Raw genomic sequence first — 21,878 nt, 5'->3', positions numbered from 1 at the left:
TCCTCATATGTGCTAAGAAGCAAGATTTTTTGTAATGAACCTCTTAGGTTAATACTATTATGGAAGGAACTGAAGTGATGATCAAAAAAATATACATTATATTAGACAGAATACGTTCGGTTGGGATTGTAAGTATATTCTCATTCATGCTTTTATTAAGTCTTCTGCAAATATTTCTCAGATATTTTTCCTTTCTGGGATTGAGATTATTTACTTGGGGAGATGAGATTGTTAGACTATCAAGTATATGGGTGGTGTTTTTGGCAGCAAGTTTGGGTGTAAAGGAAAAAGCACATCTAAGTGTAGCCTTTTTTTTAGAAAAATATCTTCCAAAAAAATTAATGGTCAGTGTACAAAACATTGCAAGTGTTATTGTTATAGTAACCCAAGTATTTCTTATATACTATGGAAGCAGATATGCTCTAAATGCAGTAGGTAAAACCTTGCAGAACATTGATATGTCCATTGCATGGTTTTATGCAGCAATACCTGTAGGCTGTTTTTATTTATTGATGGATTATATTCTCATTTTGGTATACAAAGAGCATCCGTATTCAAGAAAAAAATTAAGCATAGATAAGAATTAATAAAAAATGGGAGGAAAATATGATACAAATACTATTAGTTTTTGCATGTCTAATCCTTTTTATACTTTTAGGCTTTCCAATATATATGTCTACGATAATTACTGGCATTATATTTGTTCTAGCAATGGATATATCGCCGACGCTTGTCATTATAAAAATGTTTGGTAGCATAAACTCATTTGCATTAATGGCAATACCTTTTTTTATCATTGCAGGTAATATAATGATGAAAGTAGGTATAACGGATAAGTTGGTTAATTTTGCGAACGCCATTGTTGGGCAGATGAAAGGCGGATTAGGACATGTCAATATTGTGACATCAATGCTTTTTGGAGGCATCCAAGGTTCAGGAGCAGCAGATGCATCAGCTATTGGTGGTATGCTTATTCCTGCAATGGAAAAGCAAGGCTATGAAAAAGACTATGCTGTTGCAGTTACAGCAGCATCTTCACTACTTAGCCCAATTATACCACCGAGTATTGCAATGATTCTCTACTCTTTTTACACAGAGATGTCCGTTGGTAAATTATTTCTAAGTGGTATTATTCCGGGAATTACAATCGGGATAGCTATGATGATCATCAATGCGCTACTATATCGAAAAAGAGGGTATAATTTTGAACTTCAAAAATTCAATTTTAAAAATTTATTGGTTACATTTTTGGATTCATTAGGAGCTCTAATAATGCCTCTTATTATAGTATCTGGGATTGTATTTGGTGTTGTTACACCGACTGAATCAGGTGTATTAGCTATTATATATGGACTTTTCTATGGCTTTATTGTTTCTAGATCACTCAAGTTAGATATGGTACCCAAAATATTGTTAGAATCGGCCATTACAACATCGGTTGTCTTAATGACGATTTCGGCTGCCGGCATTATCAGTAATGTTTTTGTTAGGATGAATCTCCAAGGCGAGATTGTCAATTTCTCTGTAAATGTTATTGGAAATCCATATATAGCAACATTCTTCTTAATCTTAATCATGATGATATTAGGTTGTTTTTTGGATCCTACCATACTCATTGCAATGTTTGCCACAAGCATACTAAGTGTCGGAACCTCTTTAGGTTTTGATCCAGTACATTATGGTATTATTATGATTATTGTTATGCAAATAGGCGCCATCACACCACCTGTTGGAACTTTTTTGTTTATTAGCTGCGGAATAGCCGGACTTCCTATAGAAAAAAGTGTAAAACCATTGGTGCCATTTATTCTATGTGTTTTAGTAATAGTTACAATTATGATATTTGTACCTGGGATGGCAACCTGGATACCAAGTTTAATAGGTTAAGGATAAAGGATGGATAATATGAGTAGAGCAGACGGCATGAATTATGCACCAAAAGGAAAACAAAAACCAGTTTGCAAAAAGGGGGATTTTGTTTTCTCTGTAATAGGCTTGAATCACGGCCATATTTATGGGATGTGTAATGGTCTTATTGAAGCGGGTGCAGAATTAAAGTCGGTTTATGACACAGATGAAGAACGGCTAAAGAGATTTGTAGATACTTACAAGAATGTCAAAATAGCCAAAAGCGAAGATGAAATACTTAATGACCATAGGATAAATATGATTGCGAGTGCTACAATCACATCAGAAAGAGGACCACTAGGTATGAAAGTGCTGGAGAGTGGTAAAGACTACTTTGTTGATAAAGCACCCTTTACAACTTTAGAACAACTAGAAATAGCTAGACAGAAAACGAAATACACCGGTAAAAAGTATATGGTTTATTATAGCGAACGACTTCATGTAGAAAGTTCAGTATTTGCTGAAGAACTCATCAAGGATGGCGCAATAGGAAAAGTAATACAGGTCATGGGTCTTGGTCCTCATAGATTAAATCCATCGAGTAGACCGGACTGGTTTTTTGAAAAAGAAAAGTATGGTGGCATCTTATGTGATATCGGAAGTCATCAGATCGAGCAATACCTCACTTTTGCAAATGTTAAGGATGCTACAGTTGTAAGAAGTCAGATTGCAAATTATAATAATCCACAATATCCTGAGTTGGAAGACTTTGGTGAAGCCATGTTAATTGGAGACAACGGTGCTACCAATTATTTTAGGGTCGATTGGTTCACACCAAAAGGGCTTCGTACATGGGGGGATGGAAGGACGATTATACTCGGAACCAATGGTTATATTGAGTTGAGAAAGTATATTGATATTGGTAGAGAAGACACTTCAGATCATGTATACTTGGTAAACAATGAAGGTGAAAAGCACATTCATGTAGCAGGGAATGTTGGTTTCCCTTACTTTGGTAAACTAATCTTAGATTCACTGAACAGAACTGAAAATGCGATGACACAAGAGCATGCTTTCAAAGCAGCTGAATTATCCTTAATAGCACAATCCTTGGCAGTAAGAATTAACCACAAAATAAAAGGTTAGGACTTTTATTTTGCCATATTTTATGCTATCATAGTCAAAGTCAGTTCGTAACCATCCTGACTATAAACAAAACTAGGAGGCTTTATAATGAATAAGAAAACGAAGTATCTGGTCCAATCCGGTGTGATTGCGGCCATCTATGTGGTGTTGGCTCAAGTCTTTGGCTTTATGGGCTTTGGACCGATTCAGTTTAGGATTGCGGAAGCTTTAACGATTCTGCCATTCTTCACCCCGGCAGCGATACCGGGTGTCTTTATAGGGTGTTTGCTTGCCAATATTCTATATGGCGGTGTTTTACTTGACGTTGTATTTGGATCTTTGACAACACTGTTGGCGGCTTATCTATCGTTTAAGCTTAAGAAGAACAAATGGATGGTCACAGTACCACCAATTCTTCTAAACGCAGCCATCATCCCCTTTGTACTGAAATATGGCTATGGTGTACCCGAAGGTATTCCTTTTATGATGGGTACCATTTTCTTGGGACAATTCATCGTTGTCGGCATTATCGGTATGGTACTGCTTCATGCCTTGTTGCCAATCAAAGATAAGATTTTTGAATAAAAAAATTGAATAAGTAACAAAAATACACAGAGTATAAAATTAGTTTTTCTTCTCTGTGTATTTTAATGCCAACTTTTATATTTCTTTGGATAGAATACTTTAACCCTAGCCTACTAGTATATGCGTTTCTTACTCTGACGATACTTATGAGGTGAGATACCGTATTCTTGTTTAAAAATATGATAAAAATAGCTTAAACTTTGAAAGCCTACATCAAAGGCTAAATCTATAATTTCATGATCTGAGTGCATAAGCATGTTTGCGACATAGTTAAGTCTTTTTGAATTAATATATTTAACAGGTGTGGTATGAAGGTGTTTTCTAAATTCTCGACAGATATGTTCTTTTGTTTTACCAGAAAGATTTTCTAAGTTATCCAAGCCATTTGCTAAATTATCAATACTATCAAGCGATTTTAGTAGACGTTCAAGCCAAATAGGTAATATTGCTTTATCTGAAAGTACCTTATTATAAGTAACGGGTATAAAATATTTGGACATTACATCTATTAATTGAATTCTAAGATAAGTACGTATTTTCTCTTCTTCTTGTACTGGAAAAAGACTCAATCGTTCAAGACGAGACTGTAGAAGGTTTTTCTCATTATGGCAAAGGGTAGTAACGGGAACCAATGCTAGTGACAAAAGTGTTTCTTTTATATCTGAACTATAGAGGTATTCAAATAATGAATCAATTGTTGAAGATGGGAATGCTAAGTTAATATGTGTACATTCGCCTAGAGATATTTTTGAATGAACATCGCCAGGTCTGACGAAGACCAATGAACCTTCAGTTAGATTAAATCTTTGGTCGACCAATTCATAGATCATTTTACCACGGGTTATTAAGGTTAATTCATAGAAGTCATGTACCTGCGGATATTGAGATGGATCAATTTGTGTATGGAAGGCAAAATGAGTTTCACTATTCATGTTAATAACATTTTTTGTATTGATATTATGCATTTTTCATATCCTCCATAAAACTGTCATAATATCAATATACAGCAGTATTAAAAAAATACAACAAGATTATTACATAGATATAATATACAATAAATCTATAAATCATGGTGTTGTGCACAAGAAAAATAGATTTATATAAAAAATTTTATTTACTTTTATTGATTTATTCTGTAATAAGAGATAATTAATCATAATTATTAAAAAGATGCTTAATTACAAAAATTAATACTGTCAGAAATGAGGAATAAAATGAAACTGGGTATGGGTTTATATAAACATATGTTAACGGATGAAAATTTCCAATTTGCAAAACAAACAGGATGTACACATTTAATTGTGCATCTTGCGGAATATTATTCAAAAGACATTGTAACAGCTACAGATGCAGTCAATAATTATGGAGACTCTAAAGCTTTTGATGAAATATGGGAATTGGATAGTATGCTAGAATTGAAAGCAAGGGCTGCTGAATATGATCTTGAAATATTTGGAATTGAAAATTTTAGTCCTGCTGATTGGTATGATGTTCTATTAGATGGTCCCAAAAAATTTGAGCAAATTGAGTATTTAAAGAAACTGATCAGAAATGCAGGAAAAGCAGGAATTAAGTCTTTTGGCTATAATTTTAGTCTTGCTGGGGTTTGGGGACATCAAAAAAAGAACATCGCAAGAGGTGGAGCAATAAGTGCATGTTTCAATGCAGATGAACTTAATATTGAAGCTCCAATTCCTAATGGTGAAGTGTGGAATATGACTTATAATTCTAATGGCGAAGGTAAATCTACCGAAGATATCGGATATGATGAACTTTGGAAACGATTAGAATGGTTTTTAAACGAAATACTACCTGTCGCTGAGGAAGCGGGCGTAGATATGGCACTTCATCCTGATGATCCGCCAATGCCTTTTTTAAGAAAAACACCGAGATTAGTGTATCAACCAGAGCTGTATGAAAAACTAATTAAATTGGTTCCAAGTGATTCCAATAAAATAGAGTTTTGTATGGGCAGTATCCAAGAAATGACAGAAGGTAATCTCTATGATGCAATAGAAAAGTATGCATCAATGAATAAGATTAGTTACGTTCATTTTAGAAATGTTATTGGAAAAGTCCCCGATTATAAGGAAGTATTCCTTGATGAAGGTGACATAGATATGTTGAAAGCCTTGAGGCTGTTTAAAAAACACCACTTTGAAGGCGTTCTAATTCCGGACCACACACCATTAATGACTTGTGATGCACCTTGGCATGCTGGAATGGCCTATGCATTGGGTTATATGAAAGCTGCAATGCGAATAGTGCAGGAGGAATAAGTATGGAGAATCAGAAGTATAGAAATAATGATGAAGCACTTTTTGAGGTCATTAAAAAAGAACTATACACGCCAGTGGTTGGAGATATTTTAGATAGTATGGGATACAGTCATCAATTTTTGCCACAGCCAGTGCAAGCGATTAGGGAAGATTTTATTATCGTTGGTTGGGCAATGCCAGTCCTTATGGTTGACGTATACGGACCACAAAAAAAACCATTTGGACTTTTAACGGAAGCACTTGACCAGTTATTACCGGGAGAAGTTTACATAGCAAGCGGGGGTGAAATGCGATGTGCCTATTGGGGAGAGCTTCTAACGGCAACAGCTCGAACAAGAGGTGCGGTTGGTGCAGTTATCAACGGTTGGCATAGAGACACACCTATGGTATTAAGTCAGAACTGGCCAGTCTTCAGTAGAGGACGTTATGCACAAGACTCATCTGTTCGTACACAAGTAGCTGATTATCGTTGCAATATTGAGATTGGGGGTGTATTGGTTAGACCGGGAGATCTTGTTTTTGGCGATATAGATGGTGTTCTGATAATCCCAAAAGAAACCGTAGAAGAAGTGGTTGAAAAGTCACTAGAAAAAGTTAGGGGTGAAAAGGTAGTAAGAAAAGCTATAGAAGCAGGTATGACTTCGACAGCAGCTTTTGAAAAGTTTGGTATTTTATAAAAAGGAGGGCAATATGGTAGAACAATCATTTATGAATGCATTTAGTTTGGAAGGGAACATAGCGGTTATTACAGGCGCAGCAACGGGTTTGGGAAATGCAATGGCAAAATGCTTAACATCTGCAGGAGCTAAGGTTATTGTAGTTGGTATAGAATCTGAAGAGATTCTAAAAAAAGCTTGTGAGGATATTGGCAATGATGCTGGTTATTACCAATTTAATGTGACAGATACTGATCATACAGAAGAATTGGTTAAGCGTATAATTGAAGACCATGGTAAGATTGATATACTAATAAATAATGCAGGTATACATTGTAAGAAGCCAGTGGAAGAAACTTCTATAAATGATTTTAATCGTGTTTTAGATGTACATTTAGTTGGTGCTTTTGCGCTGACAAAAGCAGTGATTCCATCAATGAGGTCAAATAAAAGTGGAAATATCATATTTATTTCCTCGATGTCAGCTTTCTTTGGACTTACTTCTGTAACGGCATATTCCGCTGCTAAATCAGCCGTACTTGGGCTTACGAGATCAATAGCCAGTGAAGTGTCTTGTGATAATGTTCGTGTCAATGCCATTGCGCCGGGATTTATTGATTCGATAATGTTTAGGAAAGCTGTTGAAGGTGATGAAAATCGCCAAAATAAGATTTTAGGAAGAACCCCAATGAATAAATATGGTGATGCAATGGATATTGGATGGGCTGCTGTATATCTGTGTTCACCTGCAGCATCTTTTGTAACAGGCACTTGCTTAGCAGTTGATGGTGGATGTTTAATAGGTTTCTAAAAAATACTATATAAAAAAGGAGAAATTATGAAGAGAATAATAGGACTAATGGTAGCATTGTTAATTGCATTTGCAACATTGGTAGGATGTACCCAAAAAGATACAAAGGTAGAAGAAGCTGAAGTATCAACAACTGAAGCAACTGAAGCAACAGAAGAAGCTACGACTACGGAGCCAGAAAAAGTAAGTATGAGATTTGGTAATACTCAAGGAGATAAAGATACACAATCCATGGGGCTGGCTGAAGTAAAGAGAAGAATGGAAGAAGAAACTAATGGTAATTTCCAAATTGAACTCTACTTTTCTTCTGCACTAGGTGGAACAGATGACCTTACAGAGCAAGCAATGCAAGGAGCACCTATTTTAACGGTTTCTGACCCTGGTAGATTGGCATCATTTGTCCCTGAATTTGGTGTAATTCAAGCGCCTTATCTTTTGGACGACCCTAGCCAGTTAAATGATTTAGTTGAAACAGAGACCTATAAAGCATGGGAAAAACAATTTGAAGACCAAGGTTTAAAGCTTATTACCTCCAATTGGTATTCTGGTGCTCGTAATATGGTGGTTGATAAAGAAATAAATACACCTGCTGACTTAAATGGATTAAAGATTAGAACAATTGGTAGCCCACTTTTTACTGAAACAATTAATGCAATGGGCGCTATTGCAACACCTATGGATTGGGCAGAGGTTTATCCATCAATTCAACAAAAGGCCATTGATGGGGCAGAAGTACAGACACCTTCATCCTATGCAACGCGTCTTTATGAAATCTCTAAGTACACGAATAAAACGGAGCATTTTCAATTAATTGGTTGTTTGGTCATGAGTAAAGAAGTTTTTGATTCTTGGAGTACGGAATACCAGGAGCTTTTTGTTAGAATTTGTAAAGAAGTAGGGGCAGAAAACCAAAAACTCGTTGTTAAACTTTCTAAAGAGTACGAGGACGAAATGGTAGAGCAAGGCATGATCGTTAGAGAAGTTGATAAAACACCTTTCATAGAAGCGGTTCAACCTGTGTATGAAAAATTAGGTTATGCTGAATTAAGAGATCAATTATTAGAAGAAATAAGCAAATAGTTTCAGTTGAAATTAACACATCCGGGCTTTATGTAACTTTTAATACGGGTGTGTTAATTTTCTAAAGTATAATTTTTCATATAGGAGGTTTCCATGGGAAAAGTTCTAAAAGTGATTTTCAGAATTGAGGAATTCATTTGTTCCACATTTTTTATTACAATTATTGGACTGGTTTTTGCATCCGCAGTTTTTAGATACCTGAAAATACCAATCCAATGGTCAATCGACATTACACAGATTTTGTTTGCGTGGGTAGCGTTTCTAGGTGCTGATATTGCATTAAGAAATGGCAAACTTTTAGGTGTTGATATACTAACAAGAAAGTTTTCAGATGTAATACAATATTATTTAAAGCTTTTTTGTAATGTATTGATTATCATTGTTCTTTTTGTTTTCATAGTATATGGATTTAACTTAAGTATCAGTAGCTGGCAAAGGTCATTTCAAACACTACCAATTAGCTACTCATTTGTAACACTTAGTTTGCCTGTTGGTTCTATTTTCATGTTGATGTCCAGTTTCACTAATATTTACAGGAATCATATCAATAGAAAAAGCATAAAAAAGGGGGTTATATAAGTGGTTTTGTTAATAATTCTATTTATTATTCTATTATTAATTAATATGCCAATTGCCTTCGTTATAGGGATTTCTGGACTGGGTTATTTCTTAACAAACAATGATATCCCTTTTGCAATCTCTATACAGAGAGTAGTAACACAGACTCAATCCTATGCTTTTTTAGCTGTTCCTTTCTTTATTTTTGCAGGAAATTTAATGAATGAAACAGGTATAACCAAAGGTTTGTTGAGCTTATCTACGGTATTAACGCGCAAGATGGTTGGAGGTTTAGCTCAAGTTAATGTTATTTTGAGTACATTGATGGGTGGGGTCTCAGGCTCGGCTACAGCAGATGCTGCAATGGAAATTAGAGTCCTTGGACCAAGTATGATTAAGCGGGGGTATTCGAAAGGGTATATTGCTGCTGTAACATGTCTTACATCACTGATTACAGCTACGATTCCACCAAGCTTAGGACTAATTCTTTATGGTTTTGTGGGTGAGGTATCCATAGGTAGACTTTTTGCTGCAGGTATCGTTCCTGGGTTTCTAATGATGACGACACTCATGATAACGGTTAATCTCACAGCAAAAAAACGTGGATATGATATACCGAATCCTGATATAAAAGCGGCATCTCTAAAAGAGATTTTGCTGAATCTAAAAAAATCAGTTTGGGCTTTTATATTCCCAATCATTCTTATAGTCGGTATTAGATTTGGCTTATTTACACCCTCAGAATCAGGCGCATTTGCAGTTGTTTATGCTTTATTTGTCGGAAAATTCATTTATAAGGAATTGACTTGGACGTCCTTCAAAAATGCATTACGACATTCCGTACAAGACACAGGTGCTGTTATATTGATCATATCCTTATCCGGAATTTTTGGCTATGCACTCACTTATGACAAAGTTCCGGTAAAATTATCTCAATTGCTTTTTGGTATAACAACAAATCCATCACTGTTATTAATTATTATTCTATTGTTTCTTCTTGTATCCGGCATGTTTGTCGATAGTAATGTAAATATCTTACTGCTCACACCAATCTTTTTGCCGATGGTTACCCAGTTGGGTGTGGATCCAGTTCATTTTGGTATACTAATGATGACGATTGTCACAATGGGTGTTATGACACCACCGGTAGGTACGGCACTCTATGTTGTATGTGGGATTATTGAATGTCCGATAGAGGACTTTATTAAAGATGCAATTCCATTTTATGCTGCAGTGTTTGCATTAATTATTATCTTGGTATTTTTCCCTCAGGTAGTTATGTTCTTGCCAAACCTACTGTTTTAGAAATATATAAGGATTTGAAAACTAAACGGCTTAGATCCTATAGGAGAAAAAATGAAAAAATTTATGAGTGAAAATTTTATGTTGGATAATGAAGTGGCTGTAGAGCTATATCATACATATGCAGTTCATCAACAGATTATTGATTATCATTGTCACTTGAGTGTGCGAGAAATATATGAAAATAAACAGCCTCAGAATATAACACAATTGTGGCTTTATGGTGACCATTATAAATGGCGTTTGATGCGTTCTAATGGTATTTCGGAGTTTTTCATTACAGGCAATGCGAGTGATTATGAAAAATTTGAGGCATATGCACAAGCCTTACCTTATGCCATTGGTAATCCTTTATATCATTGGACACATCTTGAACTTCAGCGTTATTTTTCAATAGATACATGGCTCTCTCCAAAAACAACAAAGAAAATATGGGACAGCTGTAATGATAAGATTGAAAAAGGCGATTATTCACCACGCAAGTTACTTGAAACATCAAACATCTACGCACTCTGTACGACTGAAGATCTAATGGATACATTGGAATATCACAAGCTTCTTGATCAGGATGAAAGCTTTACAGTGAAAGTTTTACCTGCGATGAGGCCGGATAAACTTTTAAATATTGAATCAGATGACTTTTCTATGTATATAAAGAATATGTCTGAAATCACGGACGTTGAAATCCGTAATTATCAAGATTTAAAAAAAGCTGTATTAATAAGAATAGAAGAATTTGTCCAATGTGGATGTATTGCAAGTGACCATGGTTTTGAAAAGATGCCTTATAGGCGATCAACAGAAGAAGAAATTAACGTAATATTTGTGAATGCTTTGAATGGACAGTCTATTTCTGAAGAAGATTCAGAAAAGTTTAAAACAATGCTTATGTTATTTCTTGCCAAGGAATACCATCGCTTAGGTTGGGCCATGGAATTACATATCGGCCCTATACGAAGTAGAAACACAAGAATGGTAGAGATAGTTGGAGAGAGCTCTGGATTTGACTCGATAGGAGATGATAGTATGGCGATAGCGGTTTCTTCATTTTTGAATGATTTAGAGATGACGGTGCAGCTGCCAAAAACGATTTTATTCTCTATCAATGATAAAGATAATGGCGTAATAGCAACAATGTTGGGAAATTTTCAAGATGATAAATACCCATCAAAAGTACAATTTGGTTCTGCATGGTGGTTTCAAGATCATAGGGATGGTATGGAAAAACAAATGCGTGATTTGGCGAATGCCGGCCTCTTGGGTAGATTTATCGGTATGTTAACAGATTCGAGAAGCTTTTTATCCTATCCAAGACACGAGTATTTTCGACGTATCTTCTGTAATCTGATTGGGTCATGGATAGAAAACGGTGAATACCCATATGATTTAGAAGCCATTGAGATGTTGGTTACAGGTGTATGTTTCAAAAATGCAAAAGAATACTTTGGAATATAATTGACCAATCAATTTCTGGTATTAAATAAAAAATTTCCAAAACTAATGTTGGGGTGATATATTCGCTTCAACATTTTTTTGAGCTTATACTGATTATTACGTTCCAGTTCCTAAAAGCCAAGAACAAAGAGGCTACGCCTCGCTTTGCAAAGCAAATTGTTCCGGCAGGAAAGATTCCCTTGATAGTTAATGCGTTGTTCCAACGCATTAACATAGCAGAGACTTTTTGGAGAAGAACCAGGTCTCTAAGTGTTCACTTAGAGACCTAGTTAACTCACGAATATAGGGATTACCCCTAACTGATAAAGAGCCTTATTATTTTAGATTTTCTGGGTTCAGTGGCAAGAGGGCCTCATGTACAAATTGCCCGTCTTTACGAATCAGCACGCCGTCAAAATAGATCTCACCACCACCATATTCAGGGGTCTGAATACACACGAGATCCCAATGAATGGCGGACTTGTTACCATTGTTGCATTCATCATAAGCGCTACCAGGGGTAAAGTGGAAGCTGCCCATGATTTTCTCATCAAATAAAGTATCTTTCATAGGATCAAGGATATAAGGGTTGACACCAATGGCAAACTCGCCAATATACCTTGCGTTCTCGTCGGTATCAAAGACTTCATTGATTCTCTTGGTATTATTGGCTTTTGCATCCACAATCTTACCATCTTTGAAGGTCAATTCAATATTTTCATAGGTAAAGCCTTGGTATACGGCCGGCGTGTTGTATCTAAGTGCACCATTGACAGAATCACGTACCGGTGCACTGTATACTTCACCATCAGGAATATTGACTTGACCATCGCATTTGATGGCCGGTAGACCCTTAATTGAGAATCTCAAATCCGTTCCCGGACCTACGATATGTACTTGATCGGTTTTTTCCATAAGTTCTACCAGTGCATCCATAGCGATGGACATTTTACCATAGTCTAAGTTACAGACATTGTAATAAAAATCTTCAAAGCCAGAAGTGCTTTGGTTGGCCAATTGAGCCATAGAAGCGTTGGGGTATCTAAGCACAACCCATTTGGTTGTGTTGACCCTGATGTCACTGTGTATGGGGTTGAACCAGTATTTCTGGTAGAGAGCAAGTTTTTCAGCGGGCACATCGCTCCACTCTGAAACATTATCAGACCCACGTACACCAATATAACAGTCCATCTCCTGCATACGAATGGATTCCCATTTACATTTGATTTCAAAAAATTCCTGAGTCGCACCAAGGAGCTGTTCTCTTACAACACGATAATCTGTTGCCTGAAGAAAAGGATACCCCCCAGCTGCTAATACTTCTTTGACCAGTTGCCTTGCCAAATCCTCTGTTTCTGAACCGATGTATTCTATAAGGACTTTTTCTTTCGGTTGAACTTTACATGCGTAATTGACTAAATTCTTAGCCAAGGTTATAATTCTTGCATCCATTTTATGTTCCTTTCTATTAAAGAACCCTTTAAGGGTTCATGTATTATAGGTATCTCTAGTTCTGCATTCTTTTCACTCTATTATACCAAAGATGGTTAAGAAAGAAAAGAGCGTTAAAATATTTTTTACGTCTATGAAAGCTAGACTCATTTTTTTGATGCCCTAAATATTATTTAAAGAATTTGTCATATATGAAGTTAAGGAATATGCTACAATAGTCATAAGATCAACGAATAGAAAATAAGCCCATTTGGGAAAAACATTTTGAGGAGATTAGTGATGAATAATACAGAAGTTAAAGCGATTTATGAACATCCGGAGGCCTATTACGGAGATAAAATTCAGATTTCAGGCTGGATTCGAAGCGTAAGGGCATCTAATGCCTTTGGTTTTATGGTGCTGAATGACGGAACATGCTTTAATACGATTCAAGTGGTTATGGACAGTGATCTTGAAAACTATAAGGAACTTTCCAAGCAAAACGTAGGTGCCGCTGTTGTTGTTGAAGGTGTAGTGGTAGAGACGCCGGAAGCAAAACAGGCTTTTGAGATCAAAGCCGATAAGATTACAGTTGAGGGTGAATCAGCCAGTGATTATCCCCTTCAGAAAAAACGCCATGGTTTTGAATACCTACGTACCATTGCGCACTTAAGACCTAGAACCAATACTTTTTCAGCTGTATTTAGAGTACGCTCTCTTACGGCTTTTGCCATTCATCAGTTTTTTAATGAAAAAGGCTTTGTTTATGTACATACCCCAATCATAACAGGCAGTGACTGTGAAGGTGCTGGGGAGATGTTTAGAGTATCTACTCTGCCACCTCTTGATGTACCAAAAAATGAAGAGGGTACCGTGGATTATAAGGAAGATTTCTTTGGAAAAGAAGCCAACCTTACAGTCAGTGGTCAGCTAAATGTGGAAACCTATGCGATGGCTTTTAGAAATGTATATACTTTTGGGCCTACGTTTAGAGCAGAAAACTCTAATACACCAAGACACGCGGCAGAGTTTTGGATGATTGAGCCGGAAATGGCCTTTGCAGATCTTAAAGATGACATGGACCTTGCTGAAGAGATGATCAAATACATCATTCGCTATGTTAGAGAAAAGGCACCGGAAGAAATGGCTTTTTTTAATCAATTTGTGGACAAATCCTTGTTTGAGCGCTTAGATAAGGTTGCCAATAGTGATTTTGAGAGAGTGACTTATACCGAGGCAATTGAATTACTTCAAAATAGCGCTAAAGTCTTTGAGTATCCTGTTAGCTGGGGCGGGGATTTACAGACGGAACATGAGCGTTATTTGACAGAAGAAGTCTTTAACAAACCTGTGTTTGTAACGGATTATCCAAAAGATATTAAGGCTTTTTATATGAAGATGAATGAGGATGAAAAAACAGTTGCTGCCATGGATCTTCTGGTTCCGGGTGTTGGAGAGATCATTGGTGGTAGTCAAAGAGAAGATGACCTAGATAAGCTGCTAAGAAGAATGGAAGCGATGGGTCTTAATGAAGAAGATTATTGGTGGTATTTGGACATCAGAAAATACGGTGGCACACGTCATGCCGGTTTTGGCCTAGGCTTTGAGCGAATGATTATGTATATCACCGGCATGAGTAACATTCGTGATGTTGTATCATTCCCTAGAACGGTTCATAATCTGGAAATCTAAATTAATGGAGGGTTAAGTTATGTCAGAAGAAAAAAAAGATGAATTATTGGATAACTTAACAGTGAAATTGGAAAAAGGAATCAAGTCGATGGCTACCTTAAAATCATTTGCCATTGGCCTCTTTGTTTTTTTTGTGCTTGGGTGTGCCATATTGACCTACATGCAATTTGCTATATTTGATCAGTTCCAAAAAGGTGAATCTGCCTTGGAATATATAGAAAAAGATAAAGAAAATTGGGTATATGAAGATTATGGTCTGGATATTCTTATTTCTGAGAATGTTATTGCCCACGAACTGTCCATCTTGATTGCTAAAGATGTGAAAGATACAGCCTATAATTTGGAACATCTCTATTATGATGGTAAGAAGCAAGCTTTGAAGTTGAATCTGACCTTTGCCGGTTTCTATCTTCCGATTGTATATTATATGGAATATTTTGAAGATGAAGGCAACCTTAGAGTGTCTTATGATAAAGTTGGTATAGGACGACATGAATTCAAAGTCATTGGTCCATTGAAATATCTGATAAATAGAGGTAGAGTAAGCCGGCTGATTCATGAAATGCGTATTGATTTGACCCAATATGGCAAGCCATCAGGCCTTGATCTTATGCATGTTGTGCCCGTGGACCAAGACTTGAAGCTTAACTTTGTCGTGAATGAAGAAGAGATACAGGTTGTTATTGAGCAGATGAGAGGTGCCATAAACAAAGAACTACTACCTATTTATAGGGCCAGTTCATCTCCTCTAGCAGCAGAGGCTGTGGATCTATTAGAACAGATTTATCCTTTATCAGCAGACCAAATGAAACGTATGATTAAAGATATAACCGGTAGGCGAGAACTGGTCAGACATTTATTGGTGTTAACCAATGAAACGATGACCAACCAGATTGTATTAGAGCTTCAAAAACAAGGATTTGATCTTGACAGGGAACAAATTGCCCTTGATCGAAAGGCACTTGAAGGCCAGATTATTGATGAGTATGCTGTAGAGATTTTTAATGGTTTGGAAGCATATTTTTCAGATCAGATTGTGGCTTATAACAAGGGACGTCCTTTTGATTTGCTCAATATGAAAACAGTCACGGTCCAAGATATCGTCAGAAACTATAACATTAAGATTGAGGATAGCATATTGGAACGTATGAACTTTGTATTAGTGGATGGCTTTAGTATTGCCTATGAAGTCGACCCATCGACCTATTATATTAAGTCTTTAGATGGTTTTGAGGTACTTTCAAAGGAAGACTATGAACAGCTTCCGGGATCAGGACCCTATATCGAACCAAAACTTGTAACAGATTTAGAGATGTGGCAAGAAGTTGAGACTATCCTTATGGAAAAATTCGAGGTGGAACGGATATTTATTCGTTATATGAAGACAGATGGTAGATCAATTTTTACCATAGCATCTCCTGTTAATAACCCACAGATTTATTTGAGTGTTGCCATGATAAAAGACGACACCATTAAAATATTAGAGGATAATGTACAATCTATAGAAGCTTTATTAGAGGCACATCCCGACTTTAACATTGAGACGGCAACGCGAGAAATTGAGACAGTTCAATTGAAGAAAATATCTGAAGAAATACAGGCCTATATACTTGAAGATATGTACCAACAGGGAAAACTTAACCACCCTAGTAATTATACGATAGAATACAGCTCCTTTGACGGTAAGTATATATCATTTTTAGTTTCAAATGGAGAAGAGTACGTCTATAAGGTTGAGGATACATCTTTTGGTACCTATTTGGCAACGGTTTATGACAAGGAAAAGGCCATCAGAAATTGGCGAGACATACCTAAGATTATTTTATTACAAGACAAACCTTAATAAGGATTATAATATGATAGATATGAACTATACTCAAAAAGGCGGTATCTATGTCACCATAAAAGGCGTCAATGACAAGGAAGCCATTGGTATGGCTTCTCACTTAGACACTCTAGGTGCCATGGTAAGATCGATGAATGAAGATGGTACGATTCGGTTTACCAGTATTGGTGGTTATATGATGTCTACGATTAATGGTGCCTATTGTACATTTATAATAGAGAAGGTAAGTCTTATAAAGGGACCATGTTATCTAAGAAAGCTTCGGTTCATGTTTATGAAAACATAGATGATTATAAGCTGATAGAAGAAGCCAACTTCGACCATGAAGTTCCTTGAAGCAGTGTATGTGATGAAGTTAGTCAGTATGGATGCACCAATCGGAGACCGTAATCATATACACTGTAGAAGGGTTTTTGTGGGATCCATTTTAACACAGCATAACACCTTACGCATGAAACTGTTCAATCGTAAAGATGTTTTTGTCCCCACGATAACGGGATATGGTGTACTCTACCGGTGTATCAAACTTATTATAACCTGTATAATGGAAAAGTTGGATGGCTGTGGTTTTGGTGATGTCCAAGAGGTCACAATCTTCTTTGGTCGGAATGACAGCTTCAATATTTCTTACAACACGATAGATTTTTGTATTAACATTTTGTGCCAGTATTTTGTAAAGAGATTCCTGACCCATGTCATGGTCCAAGATATGCTTACAAAAGGAATAAGGCATAAATGTCTGGGTAATGACGATGGGTTGACCGTCAGCGTAACGCAATCTTTTCAAACTAATGACATCTGTGTTGGCAGTGATACGAAGTGCACCGGAAACCTCAGTGTTGGATGGTATGACTTTTAGGTCGATGACTTCGGAAGAAGGTGTGTACCCCTTACGCGTCATTTCTGCATTATAGCTTTCGATCTTGCGGATAAAATCTTGATTGATTTTGTTCTGAGCTACAAAAGTACCACGCCCTTTAACACGGTGAAACTTGTTCTCATTCACCAATTCGGTTAAAGCTTGTCTTATGGTGGTACGGCTAATTCCGAATATATCACATAACTCAAACTCAGTTGGGATCATATCACCGGCTTGTAGTTCGCCATTTTTCATCATATTTAGTAATATATTCTTAAATTGGAAATAGAGGGGAATGGGTGTTGTTTTATCGACAACATACTGCTTAAATAAATCAATTTTCGTCATTTTCGTCACCTTGTCATCATAATATAGTTGTAATATGTTATGCTTATGCTACATATACTATTCTACAGGAATCTTAGGAAAAATCAAGCGTTATTTAGGACAAATCAAGGTTTATAAGATTTTATTATTGGAGACTTGGGTACTTTACAAGGTGAAACAGATGAATAGGTATGTATGTAATGACATAACAAGTGAGAGGCTGGGTTATAACTTAGTCTTTTGTCATAAAGAGGGATATGGTATCATGATAATAGTGTATAACACAAACCCATCAAGTTCATAAGGATTAGGAGTGGTAGAATTGAAAAAACGAATAGGTATTTTAACCAGCGGCGGAGATTGTCCAGGCCTTAATGCAGCCATTAGAGGTGTTGCAAGGGCTTCTTATGATTTGCTGGATTGTGAGATTATTGGGATAAAAGGTGGATATAAAGGCTTAATTGATGGCGATTATAAAGTTATGGCCTCTCATGATTTTTCAGGTATATTGACACGAGGTGGTACGATTCTTGGGACCCATCGGACACCTTTTAAGCAAATGAGAAAAATAGAAGAAGACGGAATTGATAAAGTGGCCAACATGGTCAAAAACTACAATCAATTAAAGTTGGATTGTTTGGTGACCATCGGTGGTAACGGCACTCACAAAAATGCCAATCTCCTAAGAGAAGAAGGCTTAAATATTATTGGTTTACCAAAAACCATTGATAATGATATCTATGGTACAGAAATGACATTTGGCTTTCATAGTGCGGTTGACATTGCTACAGAGGTGATTGATCGAATACATACAACAGCGGATTCTCATGACAGGGTTATGTTGATTGAGCTTATGGGACATAAAGCCGGATGGCTGACTTTATTTTCTGGTATTGCGGGTGGCGCCGATGTTGTATTGATACCGGAGATTCCATACAGTGAAGAGAAAGTATATGAAGCACTTGAAGAAAGACGTAAAAAAGGCAAAGACTTTTCAATTATAGCTGTGGCAGAAGGTGCTGTAAACAAGGAAGAAGCGGCCATGAGTAAAAAGAATTTTAAACGTTATAGAGAAGAGATGACGGATCAAACAGTTTCTTACCGTTTGGCAAGACAAATTAGCGCCAATCTGGGCTTTGAAACAAGGGTCACCATACCCGGACATCAACAAAGGGGTGGTTCTCCATCTGCTTATGATAGAGTATTAGCCACCAAACTAGGTGCCTATGCAGCAAGACTGATTGCAGAAGAGGATTATGGTAATACGGTTTCTATTGTGAACAATAAACTAAGAGCAACACCTCTTGAAGAAATGGCAGCAAAACTTAAGTTGGTTACACGGGATGATGATTTGGTCAAAACCGGTGAAGCGGTTGGATTAACATATGGTGATTAAGAACTCATCTTTCTCAGATGACTTCTATATTCTTGGCAGCAAGTCAGTCTAATCTACTTATAGAAATCCAATAAATAGGAAGTTGAATTTATAATTAAGGAAGTGAAGCGGTTGATGGTCTTAGATAAGAATATAATATTTCAGGTGGGATTATTATTGACATTAATCGTGGTATGGACCTGTTTTCTCATTTGGTACAAGGTTAGAAAGGTAAAAGAGACGGGTTTTCCGAATCTAAATATCCTTTCGATTGTGGGTATAACAATATTAATCTTGCAAATGATGGATACCGTGACAATTGGTTTACCTATTGATGTTTTTTTTAAGAGGCTTATTCGGTATTTGGGTGTTATTTTTTTTGGACTCATGATCATATATTTGTCGGTTAAAGTGAATCGAATAAGAAAGAAAGAATATTTTGTCGATCAATCAGCGGACTTAAAAACAGTGTTCTATTCAATGGATGATTTGGCTGTCATTATTGATCATCATGGGGTTGTCGTAGAGTTCAACCATCCGATGGCTTATCAAAGCATTTTTGGAAATGATACCCATATAGATGAAATTCTTAATAGGATTGTAAAGACGACTAAAGACTATGACTTCATTTCCATAAAAGAAAGCCTTACAAAAGAAGGTAAAAAAAGATCGATTAAAATCATGCTTAAGATTGAAGAAAAAGTATTTTTAGTTACATTTTCTTCAATTATGAGTAAAGATATCTTTATAGGAAATGCCATGGTTGTTTATGATATTACCGATCAAAAACAAGTGGAGAAAGAACTGGAGGATCAAATAGCCTATATGGCGTTGGCCAATAAAAAGCTTAGGGATTCAGTAGCAATCACAAACAATTTGGAAAGTGAAAAAGTAAGGCTTGAATTGGTGGATCAAGTTCAAAAAAATCTCATAATAAAAATAGAGAAAATGGTGACTCAGGTACATTATATTCAAAAAACACATTACAATACGATGCAAGAATATCATAAAGCGATTCATGATGTTGCAGATTATTTAAGAGAGATATATAAAGATGTTCGAGATTCAATCAAGGAATTGTTCTCAAATCAAAAGGGGGTTTTGTGAAATGAGAGTTCTATTGGCAGATGATCAGCTGCTTTTTCGAACCATGTTAGAAGAGATGCTAAAGAAAGACCATGAGATTGAAATTGTTGCTTCAGCATCCAATGGAGAAGAAGCTGTAAAAATGGCAAAAAAATATAAACCGGACATGGTATTGCTGGACATTCAGATGCCTGTTCAAACAGGTATTGAAGCTTTAGTAGAGATAAAAGCCAGTCTACCAAATACAAAAGTTGTCATGTTAACAACCTTTGAAGATTCAAAAAATATATCGGCGGCCTGTTGCTCCGGCGCTGATGGTTATTTGGTCAAAGACATGAAGCCGGAGGCCCTTGTTTTAGCAATTAAATGTCTTCAGTATGATATGGTTATCTTTCATAAAGCTGTTTATGAGACTATTTCTATACATAGTTCATTGGGACTTAGGTGTTCATCTGAGAAGTTAGAAATAGATGATTGTGTATTTGATGCCATTGACCTAGCGATTATCAGACAAATAGTTGAAGGTAAGACTAACAAAGAAATTGCTAGTAGCATCAACTATAGTGAAGGTACAATCAAAAATAGAGTCTCTAAAATACTGAGTATGACGGGACTGCTTGACCGAACACAAGTCTCTGTATTTGCGATCAAAAATCAGATTGTATAATCATAGAATCAGTATAGAACTTTGGTAATGTAGCATGAATATTAAAACCATGAACCCCATCTGAACCGAAATGAACATGACCGCCAAGAGAAGAAAACCTTTCTTCAATGCCTTTTAATCCATAGTTCTTAATGATTGAAGTACATCCATTACCATCATCAATAATAAACAGATGGATGAAGGCGGGTTCAAAACGAAGAACAATATGCAGATTTTTGGCTTGTCCATGTTTGATTGCATTTGTCATGGCTTCTTGACACAAACGAAAAACAGCTTCAGTCTGAGGACTATCAAGTTCATATACTTGCCCTTGAACCAGAAAATCTAATTGGATTTTCTGGTTTTTTAAACAATGAATGGCATGGGTGAGTGAGGTCGTACCCCATGAGGATTCTCCATTAATAAAAGTGTTTTTTAAATCATTTAAACCGTTGGTAAGAAGCTCGCTAATTTGCATGAGTTTTTGATGAGAGGCTTCAAGATGCTGGTCTGTGGCTGCAAGTTCAGCTGTGCCGATTACAACAGTTAGGCTATGGCCTAAAATATCATGCATATTTTGTGCTATTTTTGACTTTGCTTTTGCAATAGCTAATTCTTTTGTTTTCTGAGCCAGTGAACCTAATTTATGATTGGTAAGGGTTAATTGATGCTTTTGATTCGATAAAGCTTTTTGTTTGGAGACCAGATTAGAAATGTCTTTAAAGCATATCAGAAGTTGTTTTTTTCCTATAATTTTTTTAGATACTTCATAAACAATAGAAGGCTCTAATTCTAAGTTATAGGGAATCATACTTTTTTGATTCGTTAAAAAAGCATGTAAATGAGTATGTTTACCTTTCTTTTGAAAAATACAATTTTTATAGAAAGTATCCAGTGAGTTGGCATCTATATAATCCGGAAACATTTGAATAAAAGCA

21 protein-coding genes are annotated in these 21,878 nt (G+C 36.2%); 17 read left to right on the top strand and 4 right to left on the bottom strand.

Going from position 1 to position 21,878, the window contains the following annotated elements; all coding sequences use genetic code 11:
• The first annotated feature begins 59 nt into the window (after nt 1-59).
• From AC6F8J_RS05380 to AC6F8J_RS05365, 4 genes are all read left to right on the top strand, one after another.
• Nucleotides 60-587: a TRAP transporter small permease subunit gene (locus AC6F8J_RS05380; RefSeq protein ID WP_500721586.1), complete on the top strand. Its 528-nt coding sequence runs from the start codon at nt 60-62 to the stop codon at nt 585-587.
• A 19-nt stretch (nt 588-606) separates the two neighbouring features.
• On the top strand, nt 607-1,887 hold the full coding sequence (locus tag AC6F8J_RS05375) for a TRAP transporter large permease subunit (protein WP_500721585.1): 1,281 nt from the start codon (nt 607-609) through the stop codon (nt 1,885-1,887).
• An 18-nt stretch (nt 1,888-1,905) separates the two neighbouring features.
• Entirely contained in the window at nt 1,906-2,994 is a 1,089-nt protein-coding gene (locus AC6F8J_RS05370; RefSeq protein WP_275841771.1) for a Gfo/Idh/MocA family protein, read from the top strand.
• A gap of 87 nt (nt 2,995-3,081) precedes the next feature.
• Complete coding sequence (locus AC6F8J_RS05365) at nt 3,082-3,558, top strand: QueT transporter family protein (RefSeq protein WP_500721583.1); 477 nt, start codon at nt 3,082-3,084, stop codon at nt 3,556-3,558.
• 113 nt (nt 3,559-3,671) lie between these two features.
• Here the strand turns inward: AC6F8J_RS05365 and AC6F8J_RS05360 are convergent, their stop codons facing one another.
• Nucleotides 3,672-4,523, bottom strand: a complete 852-nt coding sequence (locus tag AC6F8J_RS05360; RefSeq protein WP_500721582.1) for a helix-turn-helix domain-containing protein — start codon at nt 4,521-4,523, stop codon at nt 3,672-3,674.
• A 249-nt stretch (nt 4,524-4,772) separates the two neighbouring features.
• Between AC6F8J_RS05360 and AC6F8J_RS05355 the strand changes: the two genes are divergently transcribed.
• The 7 genes from AC6F8J_RS05355 (at nt 4,773) to uxaC (ending at nt 11,699) form a co-directional block, all read left to right on the top strand.
• Nucleotides 4,773-5,837, top strand: a complete 1,065-nt coding sequence (locus AC6F8J_RS05355; RefSeq protein ID WP_500721580.1) for a mannonate dehydratase — start codon at nt 4,773-4,775, stop codon at nt 5,835-5,837.
• Nucleotides 5,838-5,839: 2 nt separating this feature from the next.
• Nucleotides 5,840-6,514, top strand: a complete 675-nt coding sequence (locus AC6F8J_RS05350; protein ID WP_500721579.1) for an RraA family protein — start codon at nt 5,840-5,842, stop codon at nt 6,512-6,514.
• Nucleotides 6,515-6,527: 13 nt separating this feature from the next.
• Nucleotides 6,528-7,304 carry a glucose 1-dehydrogenase gene (locus AC6F8J_RS05345; protein WP_500721578.1) on the top strand — a complete coding sequence of 259 codons (777 nt, stop codon included), beginning with the start codon at nt 6,528-6,530 and terminating at the stop codon, nt 7,302-7,304.
• 27 nt (nt 7,305-7,331) lie between these two features.
• Complete coding sequence (locus tag AC6F8J_RS05340) at nt 7,332-8,384, top strand: TRAP transporter substrate-binding protein DctP (protein ID WP_500721577.1); 1,053 nt, start codon at nt 7,332-7,334, stop codon at nt 8,382-8,384.
• A gap of 93 nt (nt 8,385-8,477) precedes the next feature.
• On the top strand, nt 8,478-8,963 hold the full coding sequence (locus tag AC6F8J_RS05335; RefSeq protein WP_500721575.1) for a TRAP transporter small permease subunit: 486 nt from the start codon (nt 8,478-8,480) through the stop codon (nt 8,961-8,963).
• Entirely contained in the window at nt 8,964-10,247 is a 1,284-nt protein-coding gene (locus AC6F8J_RS05330; protein ID WP_500721574.1) for a TRAP transporter large permease subunit, read from the top strand.
• A gap of 51 nt (nt 10,248-10,298) precedes the next feature.
• A complete protein-coding gene (gene uxaC, locus AC6F8J_RS05325; protein ID WP_500721573.1) occupies nt 10,299-11,699 on the top strand; it encodes a glucuronate isomerase in 1,401 nt (466 codons plus the stop codon).
• Nucleotides 11,700-12,014: 315 nt separating this feature from the next.
• Here the strand turns inward: uxaC and AC6F8J_RS05320 are convergent, their stop codons facing one another.
• Nucleotides 12,015-13,130, bottom strand: coding sequence for an aminopeptidase (locus AC6F8J_RS05320; protein ID WP_500721571.1), 1,116 nt, complete (start codon nt 13,128-13,130; stop codon nt 12,015-12,017).
• 279 nt (nt 13,131-13,409) lie between these two features.
• On the opposite strand from AC6F8J_RS05320, the gene asnS reads away from it, so the two are divergent.
• Genes asnS through AC6F8J_RS05305 form a run of 3 tightly spaced genes read left to right on the top strand, consistent with a single transcriptional unit; the run spans nt 13,410 to nt 16,933 of the window.
• Nucleotides 13,410-14,801 carry an asparagine--tRNA ligase gene (gene asnS, locus AC6F8J_RS05315; protein WP_500721570.1) on the top strand — a complete coding sequence of 464 codons (1,392 nt, stop codon included), beginning with the start codon at nt 13,410-13,412 and terminating at the stop codon, nt 14,799-14,801.
• Nucleotides 14,802-14,820: 19 nt separating this feature from the next.
• Nucleotides 14,821-16,644: a hypothetical protein gene (locus tag AC6F8J_RS05310; RefSeq protein ID WP_500721569.1), complete on the top strand. Its 1,824-nt coding sequence runs from the start codon at nt 14,821-14,823 to the stop codon at nt 16,642-16,644.
• Between the two features lie 13 nt (nt 16,645-16,657).
• Entirely contained in the window at nt 16,658-16,933 is a 276-nt protein-coding gene (locus AC6F8J_RS05305; RefSeq protein ID WP_500721568.1) for a hypothetical protein, read from the top strand.
• Between the two features lie 159 nt (nt 16,934-17,092).
• Here the strand turns inward: AC6F8J_RS05305 and AC6F8J_RS05300 are convergent, their stop codons facing one another.
• Nucleotides 17,093-17,854 (bottom strand): UTRA domain-containing protein, encoded by a 762-nt coding sequence (locus tag AC6F8J_RS05300; protein WP_500721566.1) that lies wholly within the window; start codon nt 17,852-17,854, stop codon nt 17,093-17,095.
• A 301-nt stretch (nt 17,855-18,155) separates the two neighbouring features.
• On the opposite strand from AC6F8J_RS05300, the gene AC6F8J_RS05295 reads away from it, so the two are divergent.
• From AC6F8J_RS05295 to AC6F8J_RS05285, 3 genes are all read left to right on the top strand, one after another.
• Nucleotides 18,156-19,229, top strand: a complete 1,074-nt coding sequence (locus AC6F8J_RS05295) for an ATP-dependent 6-phosphofructokinase (RefSeq protein WP_500721565.1) — start codon at nt 18,156-18,158, stop codon at nt 19,227-19,229.
• Between the two features lie 252 nt (nt 19,230-19,481).
• Complete coding sequence (locus tag AC6F8J_RS05290) at nt 19,482-20,315, top strand: hypothetical protein (protein WP_500721563.1); 834 nt, start codon at nt 19,482-19,484, stop codon at nt 20,313-20,315.
• 1 nt (nt 20,316) lies between these two features.
• Nucleotides 20,317-20,961 carry a response regulator gene (locus AC6F8J_RS05285; protein WP_500721562.1) on the top strand — a complete coding sequence of 215 codons (645 nt, stop codon included), beginning with the start codon at nt 20,317-20,319 and terminating at the stop codon, nt 20,959-20,961.
• Here the strand turns inward: AC6F8J_RS05285 and AC6F8J_RS05280 are convergent.
• The coding region (locus tag AC6F8J_RS05280) for a histidine kinase (protein ID WP_500721561.1) at nt 20,942-21,878 on the bottom strand (937 nt) is incomplete at its 5' end. The genes AC6F8J_RS05285 and AC6F8J_RS05280 overlap by 20 nt on opposite strands.

It is taken from the genome of Petrocella sp., assembly GCF_059865615.1.
Note: the sequence above shows the minus strand (reverse complement) of the source record. Positions and strands in the feature narration are given on the sequence as shown.

Bases quoted from the DNA above. Each gene is read 5' to 3' on its own strand.
- AC6F8J_RS05380 (WP_500721586.1), top strand. From the start codon at position 60: ATGGAAGGAACTGAAGTGATGATCAAAAAAATATACATTATATTAGAC.
- AC6F8J_RS05375 (WP_500721585.1), top strand. From the start codon at position 607: ATGATACAAATACTATTAGTTTTTGCATGTCTAATCCTTTTTATACTT.
- AC6F8J_RS05370 (WP_275841771.1), top strand. From the start codon at position 1,906: ATGAGTAGAGCAGACGGCATGAATTATGCACCAAAAGGAAAACAAAAA.
- AC6F8J_RS05365 (WP_500721583.1), top strand. From the start codon at position 3,082: ATGAATAAGAAAACGAAGTATCTGGTCCAATCCGGTGTGATTGCGGCC.
- AC6F8J_RS05360 (WP_500721582.1), bottom strand. From the start codon at position 4,523: ATGCATAATATCAATACAAAAAATGTTATTAACATGAATAGTGAAACT.
- AC6F8J_RS05355 (WP_500721580.1), top strand. From the start codon at position 4,773: ATGAAACTGGGTATGGGTTTATATAAACATATGTTAACGGATGAAAAT.
- AC6F8J_RS05350 (WP_500721579.1), top strand. From the start codon at position 5,840: ATGGAGAATCAGAAGTATAGAAATAATGATGAAGCACTTTTTGAGGTC.
- AC6F8J_RS05345 (WP_500721578.1), top strand. From the start codon at position 6,528: ATGGTAGAACAATCATTTATGAATGCATTTAGTTTGGAAGGGAACATA.
- AC6F8J_RS05340 (WP_500721577.1), top strand. From the start codon at position 7,332: ATGAAGAGAATAATAGGACTAATGGTAGCATTGTTAATTGCATTTGCA.
- AC6F8J_RS05335 (WP_500721575.1), top strand. From the start codon at position 8,478: ATGGGAAAAGTTCTAAAAGTGATTTTCAGAATTGAGGAATTCATTTGT.
- uxaC (WP_500721573.1), top strand. From the start codon at position 10,299: ATGAAAAAATTTATGAGTGAAAATTTTATGTTGGATAATGAAGTGGCT.
- AC6F8J_RS05320 (WP_500721571.1), bottom strand. From the start codon at position 13,130: ATGGATGCAAGAATTATAACCTTGGCTAAGAATTTAGTCAATTACGCA.
- asnS (WP_500721570.1), top strand. From the start codon at position 13,410: ATGAATAATACAGAAGTTAAAGCGATTTATGAACATCCGGAGGCCTAT.
- AC6F8J_RS05310 (WP_500721569.1), top strand. From the start codon at position 14,821: ATGTCAGAAGAAAAAAAAGATGAATTATTGGATAACTTAACAGTGAAA.
- AC6F8J_RS05305 (WP_500721568.1), top strand. From the start codon at position 16,658: ATGATAGATATGAACTATACTCAAAAAGGCGGTATCTATGTCACCATA.
- AC6F8J_RS05300 (WP_500721566.1), bottom strand. From the start codon at position 17,854: ATGACGAAAATTGATTTATTTAAGCAGTATGTTGTCGATAAAACAACA.
- AC6F8J_RS05285 (WP_500721562.1), top strand. From the start codon at position 20,317: ATGAGAGTTCTATTGGCAGATGATCAGCTGCTTTTTCGAACCATGTTA.